Here is a 16,448-nt window from a genome sequence, read left to right on the forward strand (position 1 = left end):
CGCGCGCGGAAAGGGATGTGCCCCGCGCGCGCCCGGACGTCAGGCGGAAAAGACAGGAGCCCCTAGTCTTCCGCCCCGGCCAGCAGGGCGGCATTGCCCCCCGCGGCCGTCGTGTCGACGCACAGATGGCGTTCATGGCAGGCATGGCCGCGATCCGGCAGGCCGGTGATCAGCGGCAGGATCGGCCCCTGGCGCGCCGCCAGGTCACGGGCGAAGGCGCGGGCCTGCGCGGCATCGCCCCACCAGATCGCGCCGCTGAAGCCCTCCAGCGTGGTCAGCACCTGGGCCTCGGGCACGCCGCCCGCCGCCAGGGCCAGGCCGCCCAGGGCCTCGACCGCCGCGACCTGCGCCGCCTCGGCCTCGGGGCCCGGACCCATGCAGAGGACCGGCGCGCGCTGCACGGCGCTCAGCCGGTTCAGCTCGCCGGTCGGGCCGGGCAGAAGGGTTTCCTCGACCTTCGCCCCCTCGGGGAAGGCCGCCAGTTTCTGCGCCAGGGTCGCGGCCCCCACCGGGCCGTCCTCGCGCCCGGCCAGGGGCGCGGGGGCAGCGCGGAAGCGGTCCAGGTAGTTCGGTCCGCCCGCCTTCGGCCCGGTGCCCGACAGCCCCTCGCCCCCGAAGGGCTGCGAGCCGACGATGGCGCCGATCTGGTTGCGGTTGACGTAGAGATTGCCCGCATGGATCGCGTCGGTCACCTCTTGCACGCGGGTGTCGATGCGGGTGTGCAGCCCGAAGGTCAGCCCATAGCCCGTGGCATTGATCGCCGCGATCACCTTCGGCAGGTCGCGGCCCTTGAAGGTGGCCACATGCAGGACCGGCCCGAAGATCTCGCGCACCATGTCCTCGATGCCGCCAACCTTCAGCAGGGTGGGGGCAATGAAGGTGCCGCCCTGGGGGGTGTCCAGAACATGCAACAGGCGGCCCTCGGCGCGGGCGGCGTCGATGTACTCGGCAATGCCCGCCCGGGCCTCTTCGTCGATCACCGGACCCACATCGGTGGACAGGGCCCAGGGGTTGCCAACGGCCAGCTCGTCCATGGCGCCGCGGATCATCTCGATCATGCCCGGCGCCACGTCTTCCTGCACGTAGAGGCACCGCAGGGCCGAGCAACGCTGGCCCGCCGACTGGAAGGCCGAGGCGACGATGTCGCGCACCGCCTGCTCGGGCAGGGCGGTACTGTCGACGATCATGGCGTTCAGCCCGCCGGTCTCGGCGATCAGCGGCGCGCCGGGGTCCATCACCTCGGCCATGGCGCGGCGGATGATCTGCGCCGTCTCGGTCGAGCCGGTGAAGGCAACGCCCTGCACCTTGTCCGATCCGGTCAGCAGGGCGCCCACGCGCCCGTCGCCGGGCAGCAGTTGCAGCGCCGGGGTCGGCACACCGGCCTCGTGCAGCAGGCGCACGGCCATGGCGGCGGTCAGCCCGGTCTGTTCCGCCGGTTTCGCCAGCACGCCGTTCCCGGCAGCCAGCGCCGCCGCGATCTGGCCGGTGAAGATCGCCAGGGGGAAGTTCCAGGGGCTGATCGCGGTGAAGATCCCACGCGGGGCATCCGGGCGCCGGGCGCCCTCATCGGCGTAGAAGCGCAGGAAATCCACCGCCTCGCGCAGCTCACCCACCGTATCGTTCAGGGTCTTTCCGGCCTCGCGCGCCAGCACGGCGAAGAAGGGGCCAAAGTTGGCCTCGTAAAGATCGGCGGCGCGGCGCAGCACCTGGGCGCGGTCCTCGGGGGTGGCGTCCCAGGGGGTGGCGGCGGCGATGGCCGCGCGGACGCAGGGCTCGTCGGCCTCGGTCACCCGGGCCACCACCGAGCCATCGGCGGGGTTCACCACGTCGCGGGCGGTGCCGCTGACGGGGCCTGCGGTGATCGGCGCGGCATCGGGGATCGCCACATCGCGGGCCGCCTCGATCATCGCCAGGCTGCGCCCGTCGGTCAGATCGAAGCCGCGGCTGTTCAGCCGCTCGGCGCCGAAAATCTCGGCCGGTTTCACCAGCCCCGCCGGGTGCTGGGCCTCTGCCAGCGCGGCGAAGGGATCGCGGGCGATCTCTTCGGGCGAGACCTCTTCATCGACGATCTGGTTCACGAAGGAACTGTTGGCGCCGTTTTCCAGCAGGCGCCGCACCAGATAGGCCAGCAGATCCTTGTGGGCGCCCACGGGGGCATAGATCCGGCAACGGCCCGGCCCGCCCTGGGCGCCGGACATGACGATGTCATGCAGCCGCTCGCCCATGCCATGCAGGCGCTGGAATTCGTATTTCACATCCCCCGCCATTTCGAGGATCGCAGCGACGCTATGGGCGTTATGGGTGGCGAACTGCGGATAGATCCGGTCGGCGTAGCCCAGCAGTTTCCGGGCATTGGCGATATAGCTGACATCGGTCGCCACCTTCGAGGTGAACAGCGGGAAATCGGCCAGGCCTTCCACCTGGGCCAGCTTCATCTCGGTGTCCCAATAGGCGCCCTTCACCAGGCGCACCATGATCCGGCGGTCATAGCGCCGGGCGGTCTGATACAGCCAGTCGATGGTCTGCGGCGCGCGTTTGCCATAGGCCTGCACCACCACGCCGAAGCCGTCCCAACCGGCCAGGGCCTCGTCACAGATCACCGCCTCGATCACCTTCAGCGACAGCACCAGGCGGTCCTGTTCCTCGGCGTCGATGTTCAGGCCCATTCCGGCGGCGCGGGCCTTGCGGGCCAGTTCGCGCACCACCGGCACCAGCTCGGCCATCACGCGCTCTTCCTGGGCCACCTCATAGCGCGGGTGCAGCGCCGACAGCTTGATCGAGATGCCGGGGTTGTCCTCGACCGAGCCATGGGTACAGGCGCGGCCGATGGCGTCGATCGCATCGGCATAGTCGCGGGCATAGCGCGCCGCATCGGCCGAGGTCATCGCCGCCTCGCCCAGCATGTCATAGCTGTAGGTGAACCCCTGGCCCTCGCGGGTCTGGGCGCGGTCCATGGCCTTTTCGATGGTCTGGCCCAGCACGAACTGGCGGCCCATCTCGCGCATGGCGCGGCCCACGGCGGTGCGGATCACCGGCTCGCCCAGACGTTTCACGGCGCCGCGCAGGGTGGCGGCCATGCGCGGGCCCTCGTCATCCAGCACCTTGCCGGTCAGCATCAGCGCCCAGGTCGAGGCATTGACCAGCGGCGAAGAGGCCCGGCCCATATGCGCCGACCAGTCGCTGGGGGCGATCTTGTCCTCGATCAGCGCATCGATGGTCAGCTTGTCGGGCACCCGCAGCATCGCTTCGGCCAGGCACATCAGGGCCACGCCCTCGCGGGTCGACAGCCCATATTCCCCCAGGAAATGCTCCATCAGGGTGGGTTTCTGGCTGGTGCGGATCTTGCGCACCAGATCGGCGGCCCGGTGCGAGATCATCGCGCGGGCCTGCGCGCTCAGCCCGGCCTGCTCGGCCAGATGGGCGATCAGCGGCGCCTCGGCGGGGTGCTTGGCGACCCCCTCCAGGGTGTCGAGGCGGGGCGGGGTGGTCTGGTCCTGCATGGTCGTCTCCCTTCTGGCGTCTGATCGGCGTTTTGCGATGTCTTGTGGGCGCGGCCCGGGTCTGGCCCCGGGACCTGGGCGATATCTATCCTCTTCCATCTGGTCTTATCGCCTGAAGATGTGCCAGACTGTGGTCGTTCGCACTTTTATTCGGGGTATTTGCAGGCAATGAGCGCATCAAACCTGGATCAGACAGACCGCAGGATTCTGCGGGAACTAACCGAGAATGGCCGCCTGCCGGTGGCCGAGCTGGCGCGCAAGGTCGGCCTGTCGAAAACCCCCGTGGCGGCACGGCTGAAGGCGCTGGAAGACAGCGGCGTGATCACCGGCTACCGCGCCACCCTGTCGCCGCGAAAGCTGGGCCTGACCCATGTCAGCTTCGTCGAGGTGCGCCTGGACGACACCCGCCAGAAGGCGCTGGAGGCCTTCAACGCCGCCGTCCGCCGGGTGCCCGAGATAGAGGAATGCTACATGATTGCAGGGGGATTCGACTACCTGCTGAAGGTGCGCTCGCAGGACATGGCAGACTATCGCCGCGTCATGGGCGAGGAAATCAGCGCCCTGCCCCATGTCACCTCGACAACCACCTTCGTGTCGATGGAAGCCGTGGTCGAAGGCAGCAGCCCGGCCCTCTAGGCGCCCCGCCCCCCTCTTCTCATTGCCAAAAATATCCCCGCTAGGCAGGCATCGCCCGGCAGAGCGATCCCCCCGGGCGATCCCCTAGCGCAACACGCGCTTCAGCTCGGATTGCAGCCGGTGCAGGGCGGGCAGGTACCGTGGGGCGATCTCTTCGACCGGCGTGTCGCGCACCGGCAGGCCCAGGTTCAGGGCGGCGACGGTGCGGCCGTGGGCGTCCTCGATGGGCACGGCGATCGAGCGCAGGCCGATCTCGACCTCCTGGTCGATCACCTCGTACCCCTGGGCGCGCACATCGCGCAGCCGCGCCATCAGCGCCTCGGGGTCGGTCTGGGTCAGCGGCGTGCGCGGGGCAAGGTCCATCGCGGCCAGTCGCGCCCGGGCCTCGGGCTCGGGCAGGGCGGCCAGCAGGACACGGCCCATCGAAGTGCAATAGGCGGGCAGGCGCGAGCCCGGCATCAGGGCGATGGACATCACCTTGCGCTGCGCGGCGCGGGCCACATAGACCACCTCGCCCTCGTCCAGCACCGAGACGGAAGAGCTTTCGCCCAGTTCCTCTGACAGCTGATCCAGCCAGGGTTGCACCATCTGCGCCAGGGGCAGGGTGGCCAGACAGGCGGTGCCCAGGCGCAGCACCCGGGGGGTCAGGGTGAAATACTTGCCGTCATGGGCCGCATAGCCCAGCTCCGTCAGGGTCAGCAGACAGCGCCGCGCCGTGGCCCGGTCCAGCCCCGTGGCCTCGGCCACCTCGGCAATGGACTGGCGCGGATGGTCGGCGGTGAAGCCCTCGATCACCCGCAGCCCCTTGGCCAGGCCCGAGATCATGTCGCGTTGGTTCAGGGCCATGGGACCTCCTGCCGGGTGATTTGTGCGATATCCGTACAAAGTTAGCATAGCGCACAAACCCCGTGGACGTCGATCCCCACCGGGGCGTATGACATGGCCCCAGCATAGGAGGATCCGAATGGACAAGAGACTCCCCGGCCTGACCGAGGCCGTCGCAGGGATCAAGGATGGCGCCACGGTGATGATCGGCGGTTTCGGCGGATCGGGTAACCCGATCGAGCTGATCCACGCGCTGATCGACGCGGGCCCCAAGGACCTGACCGTCATCAACAACAACGCCGGCAACGGCAAGATCGGCATCGCGGCGATGATTGATGCCGGGATGGTGCGGAAGATGATCTGCTCTTTCCCCAAGTCGAGCGATCCGCGCGCCTTCACCGACCGCTACATGGCCGGTGAGATCGAGTTGGAGCTGGTGCCCCAGGGCACCCTGGCCGAGCGCATCCGCGCCGGGGGCTCGGGCATTCCCGCCTTCTACACCCCGTCCAGCTACGGGACCGAACTGGCCGAGGGCAAACCCGTGGCCGAGTTCGACGGCAAGCACTACGTGCAGGAACGCTGGCTGAAGGCTGATTTCGCCCTGATCAAGGCCGAACTGGCCGATCACTTCGGCAACCTGACCTACCGCATGGCGGCGCGGAACTTCTCGCCGCTGATGGCGGCGGCGGCGGCAACGACCATCGTGCAGGCCACCAAGGTGGTGGAACCCGGCGGCATCGACCCCGAGCAGGTGCACACCCCCGGCATCTTCGTCGACCAGATCGTCGAGGTCGCCGACCCGCAGCAGGAAGAAGCCCTGATCCGCGCAGGAGTTGAATATGTCCGAGCTTAAGCTGTCCAACGCCCAGATCGCCTGGCGCGCCGCCCAGGACATCGAGGATGGCGCCTATGTCAACCTCGGCATCGGCTTCCCCGAGATGGTGGCGCAATATACCGTCGAGGGCCGCACACCGGTCTTCCACACCGAGAACGGCGTGCTGGGCTTCGGCCCGGCGCCCGAGCCGGGCAGCGAGGACTGGGATCTGATCAACGCGGGCAAGAAGGCGGTGACGCTGAAGCCCGGGGCCTCCTTCTTCCACCACGCCGACAGCTTCGGCATGGTGCGCGGCGGCCATCTGGACGTAGCCATCCTGGGCGCGTTGCAGGTGGCGCAGAACGGCGATCTGGCCAACTGGCGCGTCGGCAACAAGGGGGTGCCGGCCGTGGGCGGTGCCATGGACCTGGTGCATGGGGCCAAACGGGTGGCCGTGCTGACCGATCACGTCACCAAGAAGGGCGAGCCGAAGCTGGTCGAGGCCTGCACCTTCCCGTTGACCGGGGTGGGCTGCGTGACCCGCGTCTATACCTCGCTTGCGGTGGTGGACATCGTGGACGGCCATTTCGTGCTGCGCGAGAAGCTGGCGGGGATGTCCATGGACGATCTGCAAGCCGTCACCGGCGCGCCGCTGCACACCGAGGGCGACGTGGCCGACCTGGTGGTGCCCGAGCTGTAAGACCGGGGGCGGGGTAACCCCCGCCCTACGACATCTGCCCCGTCTCCACCCCATCACGGAGGGCAGCCCCCGACCTCGGGTGGGGGCGAAAGCCCCCTCCCTGGGGAGAGGTCGGGAGCTGCCCGGCGTGCCGCCGGGCACGACATCTGAACGGTGCGACACCAAGACCCCAAGGCCCGCCGCACCATGGTGGATTGCATCCACCCTACGCTTTCCGGGCGGGTTCGCGCATCGATACCCGCGCCAACGAATGAAAACGGGTCATGGCGGCCCGAGGAGGATCACATGACCGAAGTCTATATCTGCGACTACATCCGTACCCCCATCGGCCGTTTCGGCGGCACCCTGGCCAGCGTCCGCGCCGACGACCTGGGCGCCCTGCCGCTGAAGGCCCTGATGGAGCGCAACAGCTCTGTCGACTGGGAAGCCGTCGACGACGTGATCTACGGCTGCGCCAACCAGGCGGGCGAGGACAACCGCAACGTGGCGCGCATGTCCGCCCTGCTGGCCGGTCTGCCGGTGAACGTCACCGGGACCACGATGAACCGCCTCTGCGGGTCGGGCATGGATGCCATCATCACCGCCGCCCGCGCCATCAAGGCCGGTGAGGCCGATCTGATGATCGCCGGTGGCGTGGAGAGCATGTCGCGCGCGCCCTTCGTCATGCCCAAGGCCGAAACCGCCTTTTCGCGCAATAACGCCGTCTATGACACCACCATCGGCTGGCGCTTCGTCAATCCGCTGATGAAGAAGCAATACGGCGTCGAGTCGATGCCCGAAACCGGCGAGAACGTCGCCGAAGACTTCAACATCTCCCGCGAAGACCAGGACAAGTTCGCCCTGAACAGCCAGGAGAAGGCCGCCGCCGCCATCGCCTCGGGCCGCCTGGCGCAGGAAATCGTGCCTGTGTCGATCAAGCGCCGCAAGCAGGACGACCTGATCTTCGACACCGACGAACACCCCCGCGCCTCGACCCTGGAAAAGCTGGCCAAGCTGCCGACCCCCTTCCGCGAGGGCGGCACGGTGACGGCCGGTAACGCCTCTGGCGTCAACGACGGTGCGGCGGCGCTGATCCTGGCCTCGGCCGAGGCAGCGCAGAAATACGGCCTGACCCCGATCGCCCGCGTGCTGGGCGGCGCCACCGCCGGCGTGCCGCCGCGGATCATGGGCTTTGGCCCGGCGCCCGCCTCGAAAAAGCTGATGGCGCGCCTGGGTCTGACACAGGAAGACTTTGCCGTGATCGAGCTGAACGAGGCCTTCGCCAGCCAGGGTCTGGCGACGCTGCGCGATCTGGGCATTGCCGACGATGACGCGCGGGTGAACCCCAACGGCGGCGCCATCGCCCTGGGCCACCCCCTGGGCATGTCCGGCGCGCGGATCACCGGCACCGCGGCACTGCAGCTGAAGTCGGGCGAGAAGTCGCTGTCGACCATGTGCATTGGCGTCGGCCAGGGGATCGCCGTGGCGCTGGAAGCGGTCTGATCGCCCCATACCTTCGGCCAGACCTCAGCCTCTGGGGTCTGGCCCTCCCTCTCGGCGGCACCTCTGCCGTGCCGCGCGGCGGTCGGCTATCCCTGGCAGGCCCTACTGCCGGGCGATACCACGATAGCCAAGCAGGCCGGATACCGGGGCGCCCAAGTCAAAAAGATCGCTCTGGAGGGTCATGTACATCTCGATCCCCCCTTCAGAGATGGCGATCTGATCGCTCGGCCTTTGCTGCTCGACATCGACTGAAAACTCAAGATCAGGACGCTCGTTGTTTTGCGTGGTTACGGTCCAGTCCTGGCCCGTTCCCACCTCGCAGCCCAAACTATATTTCGAACAGTCGATTCCTTCGGATTTAACCCCCCCAAGAAGATACGATTGGCCGCGACCAAAGTACTTCTCGCCAGCCTTTTCAACATATTGAACCGACGAAGAACCGCCACTGGTGTACCATTCGATATACTCCATGACATCGTCGGTCGAAGGGGCGTCGCCGTCTTTGTAGGGGCAAGGATTCGTGTAGGTCTTTTTCTCTGCACAGGCATAGCCAGCCAGGAACGCCTGCACCGGCGTGTCTTCCGCCTCGGTCCCTTCGGCAAAACAGGCGGGGGCAGCACAGGCAAGGAAGGCAAGCCCCAGGGGCGTTTTCGAACAGAGCATCTTCCCTACCTCAGTTGATAAATGGCCGTACAAAGATCGTTGGCCGACGCGGCTTCCAGCATCAGCACGTATGCCGGCATCTCAGGGTCAAAAATGGTCATTCCTTGCTCGGTCCTGCTGAGCAGGACATGCCGCCGCATCTTCTTCAGCGTCTCATCGGACAGGTCATCCAGGGTGCCCGCCTCAGCCGCGGCAAGACACAGATCATTCAGCATCGGGCGGTCTTCCTTGTAGTCGCGCCCAGAGGGATCACCGGGCCGAGAGGCATTGCAGATCCCCCTCTCTTCCGCCCTCTTCTCGCAAACCGGCCTGACATCCTCGGGGAAGATCTCGGCCACGCTGACGGGGATGGCCAGGGACTGGGTCAGGATCATGACCAGGACACCGGCCAGCATGAAGACCACCCCCGGCGAATTCGTCATCAGGGCAAACTTGGCCCGTTTCGTCAGACCATCCTCACCGGGCTCGACCTTCAGATCGAAATCGGCGGTGGCGCGTCTGAGGACGAAAACCCCGCCGATCATCGACAGGACCAGCCCAACCGCGAAGCCGAAGCTGGTCAGGAAGGTGCGATAGGTCAGGGCGACGGCCAACCGGCGCTCTCGGTATTCCAGGGCCTCGGCGAAATAGTGATAGGTCCCCTCCTTGATCGCCGTGCGCGAGCTGGTGACGTCATACTTCAGCAGGCCAAGGTCCGAGACAAACCAGAAGAAACAGGCGATCCCCGCAAGCAGAAGGACCCCCAGGGCCACGAAGGACAGCCTGTCCCATTTGTCAAAACCCGTCTCTTCCATAGCGGTCCCCGCGCCCCAAAAGCCTGAAGAAATGTCTATCTGCGAAATGCCAATAGCTTCCCCTCCGCCCCCGGGCCGAGTCAACGCCCTTGGCCGGAGCTGCCGCCGGACCGATACGAAAGTCGCAAAACGCGCCGGGAACGGGCCAAGGGCGCGGCCTTCGTGCGGTGCAGCAGGCCCCCGCGCCGGGCGCCCGCGACAGGCCCTGCGACGCGCCTTTGCCTTGCTCCGACCTATCGCCCGATAGCCCATATCTATCAAACACTTGCGCCACACGCCCTACGGGGACGCAGGTTTCTGACGCATCGTCACGCCGCAGCGCGGCACTGTCGCGAAAAGGGGCGGAAATGTCGGTTTCGGCGCCCGACAGCCCGTTTTCTGCCCTTCCCCGACCTGCCGTCCTGTGGTTTGTGAAGACATCCCCATTACGGAGCGAGCCACCATGAAAACCCGTGCAGCCGTCGCCTTCGAGGCGAAGAAACCTCTGGAAATCGTCGAGATCGACCTGGAAGGCCCGAAGGAGGGCGAGGTTCTGGTCGAGATCATGGCCACCGGCATCTGCCATACCGACGCCTACACCCTGGACGGGCTGGACAGCGAAGGGATCTTCCCCTCGGTGCTGGGCCACGAGGGCGCGGGCATCATCCGCGCCGTGGGTCCGGGCGTGAAATCGGTCAAGCAGGACGATCACGTCATCCCGCTGTACACCCCCGAGTGCCGCCAGTGTAAATCCTGCCTCTCGGGCAAGACCAACCTGTGCACCGCGATCCGCGCCACCCAGGGCAAGGGCGTGATGCCCGACGGCACCTCGCGCATGTCCTACAAGGGCGAGACGATCTACCACTACATGGGCTGCTCGACCTTCTCGAACTTCATCGTCCTGCCGGAAATCGCCGTGGCGAAGATCCGTGAGGACGCGCCCTTCGACAAGGCCTGCTACTGCGGTTGCGGCGTGACCACCGGCGTGGGCGCGGTGACCAACACCGCCAAGGTCACCCCCGGGTCGAACGTCATCGTCTTCGGCCTGGGCGGCATCGGTCTGAACGTGATCCAGGGCGCCCGCATGGTCGGCGCCGACAAGATCATCGGCGTGGACCTGAACGACGCCAAGGCCGAATGGGGCACCAAGTTCGGCATGACCCATTTCGTCAACCCGTCGAAGATCGACGGCGACATCGTCCAGCACCTGATCGAGCTGACCGATGGCGGCGGCGACTACACCTTCGACTGCACCGGCAACACCCTGGTGATGCGCCAGGCGCTGGAAGCCTGCCACCGGGGCTGGGGTGTCTCGACCGTGATCGGCGTGGCCGAGGCGGGCAAGGAAATCAGCACCCGTCCGTTCCAGCTGGTCACCGGCCGCGTCTGGCAGGGTTCGGCCTTCGGCGGCATGAAGGGCCGCACCGAGGTGCCGAAGATCGTCGACTGGTACATGAACGGCAAGATCGAGATCGACCCGATGATCACCCACGTCCTGACGCTGGAAGAGATCAACAAGGGCTTCGACCTGATGCACGCCGGCGAGTCCATCCGCTCCGTGGTGGTCTTCTGATGGAAACCGTCAGCACCAACCGCGCCTTCGGCGGCACGCAGGGTGTCTACAAGCATGTCTCGACCGAGACCGGAACCGAGATGACCTTCTCGGTCTTCGTGCCCGATCACGCGGAGGGGGAAACCCTTCCCGTGGTCTGGTATCTGTCGGGGCTGACCTGCACCCATGCCAATGTCACCGAAAAGGGCGAGTTCCGCGCCCATTGCGCGCGTCACGGGCTGATCTTCGTCGCCCCCGACACCTCGCCGCGCGGCGAGGGCGTCGCGGATGACGCGGAAGGGGCCTATGACTTCGGCCTGGGCGCCGGGTTCTACGTGAATGCCACGGAAGAGCCCTTTGCCGCCAACTACCGGATGCAGGCCTATGTCGAAGAGGAACTTCCGGCGCTGATCGCCGCCCAGTTCCCCGCCGACATGACCCGCCAGGGCATCATGGGCCACTCCATGGGCGGCCATGGCGCGCTGACCATCGGGCTGCGCAACGCCGACCGCTTCAAGGCCGTCAGCGCCTTTGCCCCCATCGTCAGCCCGCTGAACTGCCCCTGGGGTGAAAAGGCCCTGACCGGCTATATCGGCGCCGACCGCACCGCCTGGCGCCAGTATGACGCCTGCGCCCTGATCGAGGATGGCGCCCGTCTGCCCGACCTGCTGGTCGACCAGGGCGGCGCCGACAATTTCCTGGAAGGGCAGCTGAAACCCGAACTGCTGGTGGAGGTCTGCAAGGAAACGGGCCAGCCCCTGACCCTGCGGATGCAGGAGGGCTACGACCACTCCTACTACTTCATCTCCACCTTCATGGGCGATCACCTGGACTGGCACGCCGAACGGCTGAAGGCCTGACAGCGGGCCCGGGGCCCGCGTCCCGGACCAGGCAAAGACAAAGGGCGGGCCCTGCCGGGTCCGCCCTTTTCACGTCAGGTCCCCGGGGGGGCCTCAGCGGTTCATCAGGGCGATCATCCCCGCGCTACAGAAGGGCATCAGGTGGTCGTAGAACTCTTCCAGATCGGTCACCTGCGCCTTCCGATCGGCCAGGGTGACACAGCGCATCTCGCCCGAGAGGCAGCGCACGGTCAGCGTCAGCAGGAAGGTCAGCCCGCACAGCACGTCGGCCTCTTTCGCCTCGGGCACGGCGGCGCGGATCACCGCAAAGAAGGCGCGGGCGGTCTCGTCGAAATGCTCCGACATCAGCGCGTCGAACCGGGCATCCTGCGCCATGAAGGCGATCATGCGCACGTAGTTGGGCCAGCCCGGATCCTCGGATTTCATCTGATCGAACAGGGGCCGCATATAGGCGCCGATCACCGTCTTCAGATCCGGCGGGCCCTCGGCCTGGATCTCGGCCAGGCGCTGCATCCGCAGGCGGCACAGATCCGGCGCGCGGCGGGCCACCACGGCGGCAAACAGGTTTTCCTTCGAGGCGAAGTAGTATTTCACCAGCGCCAGGTTGACCCCGGCATCGCCGGTGATGCGGCGCAGCGAGACGCCATCGTAAGGCGCGGTGGCAAAGGCCATCTCGGCGGCGTCCAGAATCCTGTCGCGGGTGGCCTTTCCGTCGGCACGCAGCCCGGTGCGGTCACCCGGCGCGGTGGCGTCGGAACGGGACTCTGGCGTCGTCTTTGACATATGGCTGGCGTCTCCCCTTTGCCTGGCGGAATTGCATCCCCGAGCCCTGAGCGGAGGGCGGTGATGCAAAAGGTAAAGGGGCTATTAGCGAGCATTTGTCCGAAACGGGACGAATAACCTACCGAGGCGAACGTTTGGCAAGAATCCGCTGCAACGTGCGGCGGTGCATATTCAACCGTCTGGCCGTTTCCGAGACATTCCGGTCGCAAAGTTCATAGACCCGCTGGATATGTTCCCAGCGGACGCGGTCGGCGCTCATCGGGTTTTCCGGCGGCGGCGGCAGCTCGTCTCCGGTGGCCAGCAGGGCGTTGACGATGTCGGTCGCATCGGCGGGCTTGGCCAGGTAATCGGTGGCGCCCACCTTCACCGCGGCCACGGCGGTGGCGATGGCGCCATAGCCGGTCAGCACGACGATCCGGGCATCGGGACGCTTCTCGCGCAGCACCTCGACCACGTCCAGGCCGTTGCCGTCTTCCAGCCGCAGATCGCAAACCGCATAGGCGGGCGGGCGGGCGGTGGCGATGGCGCGACCGGCGGCCACGCTGTCGGCGGTTTCCACCTCGAAGCCGCGCTTCTCCATCGCCTTGGCGAGCCGTTTCAGGAAAGGCTCGTCATCGTCGAGCAGAAGAAGGGATCGGTCGTCGCCGATCTCGCGCAGGTCCGTCATGTCGTCCCGTTCCCTGAAAATGGTCAAAGGGCGGCCGAAAGCGCGCCTTGATTAGTATTAATGTGCTGATTCATAGCCGTCAAACAGGCGCGGATCACTTTGCCGCAGGGGGCCTGTGCGCTCTGTGTGGCGGTGGCACAGCGGGCGGATCGGGCGCCGTCCCGGGCCGATTGCCTTGCCCCGCCCCGCGCCCTATCAACAACGGGCACCGCCGCCGCGCCAGACAGGAGCCTGCCCATGGCCCGCCCCGACACATCCCCCGACGCGACCGAGTTTCCCCTGCCGCAGGGCCAGTATCGCGGCAACTGGATCCGGCTGCGCACCCTGATCCTGCTTCGCTGGGGGGCGATCACCGGCCAGCTGTCAGCGCTGCTGGTGGCGGTCAAGGTCTACGGTCTACAGCTGGAATTCGGCGCCTGCCTCTTCGTCATCGGCCTGTCGGTGATCGCCAACCTGGTGACCGGCTTCGTCTTTCCCGAAAGCAAGCGCCTGAACGAGGTCGAGAACCTGGCCATGGTGCTGTTCGACCTGCTGCAACTGGGGGCGCTGCTGTATCTGACCGGCGGGCTGCACAACCCCTTCTCGATCCTGATCGTCGGCCCCGCCACGGTTTCGGCCCTGGCCCTGTCGGCGCGGATGACGCTCTTCGTCGGTTCGACCGCCATCGTGCTGGTCACCCTGCTGGCCGAGTTCCACCTGCCCCTGCGCACCGCCGATGGCGCCGTGCTGGAGGTGGCGCAGGTCTTCCTGTTTGGCAACTGGTTGGCGATCGTCATCGCGGTGATCTTCCTCGGCATCTACTCGCGCTGGATCGTGAACGAGATGCATTCCATGTCCGACGCGCTTCAGGCCACACAGATGGCCCTGGCCCGCGAGCAGAAGCTGACGGACCTGGGCGGCGTGGTCGCCGCCGCCGCCCATGAGTTGGGCACGCCCCTGGCCACCATCAAGCTGACCTCCTCGGAACTGGCCGACGAGCTGGAGGATCAGCCCGAGCTGGCCGAGGATGCCCGGCTGATCCGCGATCAGGCCGACCGCTGCCGCGACATCCTGCGCTCGATGGGCCGCGCCGGAAAGGACGACCTGCACATGCGCCAGGCGCCGCTGTCGACCGTGGTCGAAGAGGCGGCGGAGCCGCATCGCGACCGGGGCATTGCCATTCACTTTGCCCATGGCGACGGGGAAAGCCCGCCCCCCGCCATCCTGCGCCGCCCCGAGCTGATCCACGGGCTGCGCAACCTGGTGCAGAACGCGGTGGATTTCGCCCGCGCCGACGTGCGGGTCGAAAGCCACTGGACGGACGAGACGATCTCGGTGCGGATCATGGATGACGGGCGCGGCTTTTCGGCCACCGACCTCAGCCGGATCGGCGACCCCTTCATGCGCCGCCGCTGGTCCTTCTCGGAAAGCCAGGAACGCCCGGGCTACGAGGGGATGGGGCTCGGCCTGTTCATCGCCAAGACCCTGCTGGAACGCACCGGGGCCGAGCTGCTGTTTGCCAATGGTCCCGCCGCCGCGGGCCCCATGGCCGAGGGCGCCGACAGCCCCGCCCCGCGCCCGCGCGGCGCCATTGTCGAGGTGACCTGGCCGCGCGCCCTGATCGACGCCCGACAGGGTACAAACGCCCTGACCCCGGGGCCGAACCAGCGCTTCACCTGACGCCAGTCAGCATCAATCCCGTCTCACGCCCCCGGGCCAGCGGGCCGTGCCGGGATGATGGTTAATCAATTCTTTACCTCTGCCTCCCCATTCTGTTTGGCGTGCCGGAGGAGGCCGCCTTGACGCAGAATAACGTCACATTCTGGACCGACTTTGCCGCAGCCGATCTTGCGTTGCCCGATCTGGCACTGGCGGTCTCGCTCAGCCTGGCGCTCAGCGCGGCGGCACTGATGCTGGTGGCGCGGCACCGCTGGCAGGGCAGACCCGCCCAAACTCACGAGGGGGCCCCCAGGGCAAGGGCCGCCCCCCCGGACCGCGAGGGAACCGCCCCCCTGGCGACCGATCCCCCCTCAGATCGGATCTCGGACCGGCTGACCGCGCGGCTGGCCCATCTGCCGATCCCCGCCTGGACCCTGGCCGATGACGGCACGATCGACGGCGGCAACCCCGCCTTCGCCCGTCTGGCCGACCGGCTGCTGGCCGACCCCGACAGCCTGGCCCCCCTGCGCCGCCCCGCCGAGGGGGCCAAGGCGCCCGAGGGGCAATCGACCCTGGGCTACCGTGCCCATCTGCCTGCCGCCGGGCGCCGGGCCGAGGTCTGGCTGGACATCTCGGCGCGGCGCAACGGCGCGGGGGGCTGGGATTGCGCGGCGCAGGATGTCACCGCCCTGGTCGTCGCCGAACAGGCGCAGCGCGACTTCGTCCAGACCCTGACCAAGACCTTTGCCCAGCTCTCGACCGGGCTGGCGATCTTCGACCGGGCGCGGCAGCTGATCCTGTTCAACCCCGCCCTGCTGGACCTGACCCGGCTCAGCCCGGAATTCCTCGCCTCGCGCCCGGCCCTGGCGCATTTCTTCGACCACCTGCGCGACCACCAGATCATGCCGGAACCCAAAAGCTACGCCTCCTGGCGCGATCACCTGACCGCGCTGGTCAGCGCCGCCACCGATGGCCGCCTTCAGGAAACCTGGAGCCTGCCGGGCGGCGCCACCTACCGGGTCACCGGGCGGCCCCACCCCAATGGCGCCGTGGCCTTCCTGTTCGAGGATATCTCGGATCAGATCGCCATGACCCGGCGGTTCCGGCAGCAGCTGTCGCTGTCGCAAAGCGTGCTGGACGCCTTTACCGACGGCATCGTCATCTTCGCCAATGACGGCACCCTATCCTATTGCAACAGCGCCTATCGCGCCCTCTTCGCCCTGCCCGAAGGGGCAGAGCTGGCCGGTCTGGGCGTCGACGACGCGCTGCGCCTGTGGTCCGACCGCGCCGAGGCGCCCGAGGCGCTGACCCCGATCCGCCAGCAGCTGGCGCGCCCGCGCGGCGGCGACGGGCAGCGCCATCCGCTGATGCTGCGCGGCGCGGGCCCGGCGGTCTGCACCGTGATCCCCCTGGCGGGCGGCGCCCGCATGGTCAGCTTCGGCAGCGCCACGCCGCGCGGCGACGGAGGCCCCCGCGCCCCGGCAGAGCTGCGCCTGAACCGGGCCTAGGCGCCCCGCCGCCGGGCCTGCGGCGAAACCCGCTTGCGGGGGGCGGC

Annotated in this window: 14 protein-coding genes; 8 read left to right on the forward strand and 6 right to left on the reverse strand. The window is 67.6% G+C overall.

Features of this window, described 5'->3' with window-relative positions:
- Window positions 1-62: 62 nt before the first annotated feature.
- Complete coding sequence (putA, locus tag ACRARE_RS05580) at window positions 63-3,500, reverse strand: bifunctional proline dehydrogenase/L-glutamate gamma-semialdehyde dehydrogenase PutA (RefSeq protein ID WP_432655419.1); 3,438 nt, start codon at window positions 3,498-3,500, stop codon at window positions 63-65.
- A gap of 168 nt (window positions 3,501-3,668) precedes the next feature.
- Here putA and ACRARE_RS05585 point away from each other — a divergent pair, with 168 nt between their 5' ends.
- Complete coding sequence (locus ACRARE_RS05585) at window positions 3,669-4,136, forward strand: Lrp/AsnC family transcriptional regulator (RefSeq protein ID WP_432655420.1); 468 nt, start codon at window positions 3,669-3,671, stop codon at window positions 4,134-4,136.
- Window positions 4,137-4,220: 84 nt separating this feature from the next.
- Here the strand turns inward: ACRARE_RS05585 and ACRARE_RS05590 are convergent, their stop codons facing one another.
- Entirely contained in the window at window positions 4,221-4,982 is a 762-nt protein-coding gene (locus tag ACRARE_RS05590; RefSeq protein ID WP_432655421.1) for an IclR family transcriptional regulator domain-containing protein, read from the reverse strand.
- A gap of 118 nt (window positions 4,983-5,100) precedes the next feature.
- Between ACRARE_RS05590 and ACRARE_RS05595 the strand changes: the two genes are divergently transcribed.
- The 3 genes from ACRARE_RS05595 to pcaF all read left to right on the forward strand — a co-directional run bounded on the left by ACRARE_RS05595 (window position 5,101) and on the right by pcaF (window position 7,957).
- Window positions 5,101-5,814, forward strand: a complete 714-nt coding sequence (locus ACRARE_RS05595) for a 3-oxoacid CoA-transferase subunit A (RefSeq protein WP_432655422.1) — start codon at window positions 5,101-5,103, stop codon at window positions 5,812-5,814.
- Window positions 5,801-6,475 carry a 3-oxoacid CoA-transferase subunit B gene (locus ACRARE_RS05600; protein WP_432655423.1) on the forward strand — a complete coding sequence of 225 codons (675 nt, stop codon included), beginning with the start codon at window positions 5,801-5,803 and terminating at the stop codon, window positions 6,473-6,475. The genes ACRARE_RS05595 and ACRARE_RS05600 overlap by 14 nt, the downstream gene beginning before the upstream one ends.
- 285 nt (window positions 6,476-6,760) lie before the next feature.
- Window positions 6,761-7,957 (forward strand): 3-oxoadipyl-CoA thiolase, encoded by a 1,197-nt coding sequence (gene pcaF, locus ACRARE_RS05605; RefSeq protein ID WP_432655424.1) that lies wholly within the window; start codon window positions 6,761-6,763, stop codon window positions 7,955-7,957.
- Between the two features lie 102 nt (window positions 7,958-8,059).
- Here the strand turns inward: pcaF and ACRARE_RS05610 are convergent, their stop codons facing one another.
- A complete protein-coding gene (locus tag ACRARE_RS05610) occupies window positions 8,060-8,620 on the reverse strand; it encodes a hypothetical protein (RefSeq protein ID WP_432655425.1) in 561 nt (186 codons plus the stop codon).
- Window positions 8,621-8,625: 5 nt separating this feature from the next.
- Window positions 8,626-9,414, reverse strand: coding sequence for a hypothetical protein (locus tag ACRARE_RS05615; RefSeq protein ID WP_432655426.1), 789 nt, complete (start codon window positions 9,412-9,414; stop codon window positions 8,626-8,628).
- Between the two features lie 442 nt (window positions 9,415-9,856).
- On the opposite strand from ACRARE_RS05615, the gene ACRARE_RS05620 reads away from it, so the two are divergent.
- Together ACRARE_RS05620 and fghA are read left to right on the forward strand one after the other, a co-directional pair.
- Window positions 9,857-10,966, forward strand: a complete 1,110-nt coding sequence (locus ACRARE_RS05620) for an S-(hydroxymethyl)glutathione dehydrogenase/class III alcohol dehydrogenase (RefSeq protein ID WP_432655427.1) — start codon at window positions 9,857-9,859, stop codon at window positions 10,964-10,966.
- A complete protein-coding gene (gene fghA / locus ACRARE_RS05625; protein ID WP_432655428.1) occupies window positions 10,966-11,805 on the forward strand; it encodes an S-formylglutathione hydrolase in 840 nt (279 codons plus the stop codon). The genes ACRARE_RS05620 and fghA overlap by 1 nt, the downstream gene beginning before the upstream one ends.
- A gap of 93 nt (window positions 11,806-11,898) precedes the next feature.
- Here the strand turns inward: fghA and ACRARE_RS05630 are convergent, their stop codons facing one another.
- Together ACRARE_RS05630 and ACRARE_RS05635 are read right to left on the reverse strand one after the other, a co-directional pair.
- On the reverse strand, window positions 11,899-12,588 hold the full coding sequence (locus ACRARE_RS05630; RefSeq protein ID WP_432655429.1) for a TetR/AcrR family transcriptional regulator: 690 nt from the start codon (window positions 12,586-12,588) through the stop codon (window positions 11,899-11,901).
- A 118-nt stretch (window positions 12,589-12,706) separates the two neighbouring features.
- Entirely contained in the window at window positions 12,707-13,255 is a 549-nt protein-coding gene (locus ACRARE_RS05635; protein WP_432655430.1) for an ActR/PrrA/RegA family redox response regulator transcription factor, read from the reverse strand.
- Window positions 13,256-13,492: 237 nt separating this feature from the next.
- Between ACRARE_RS05635 and regB the strand changes: the two genes are divergently transcribed.
- Together regB and ACRARE_RS05645 are read left to right on the forward strand one after the other, a co-directional pair.
- Complete coding sequence (gene regB / locus ACRARE_RS05640) at window positions 13,493-14,914, forward strand: sensor histidine kinase RegB (RefSeq protein WP_432655431.1); 1,422 nt, start codon at window positions 13,493-13,495, stop codon at window positions 14,912-14,914.
- Window positions 14,915-15,033: 119 nt separating this feature from the next.
- Window positions 15,034-16,401, forward strand: a complete 1,368-nt coding sequence (locus ACRARE_RS05645; RefSeq protein WP_432655432.1) for a PAS-domain containing protein — start codon at window positions 15,034-15,036, stop codon at window positions 16,399-16,401.
- Window positions 16,402-16,448 lie beyond the last annotated feature (47 nt).

It is taken from the genome of Pseudooceanicola aquaeponti, from assembly GCF_050897975.1.
In the GTDB taxonomy this organism is placed as follows: Bacteria; Pseudomonadota; Alphaproteobacteria; order Rhodobacterales; family Rhodobacteraceae; genus Pseudooceanicola.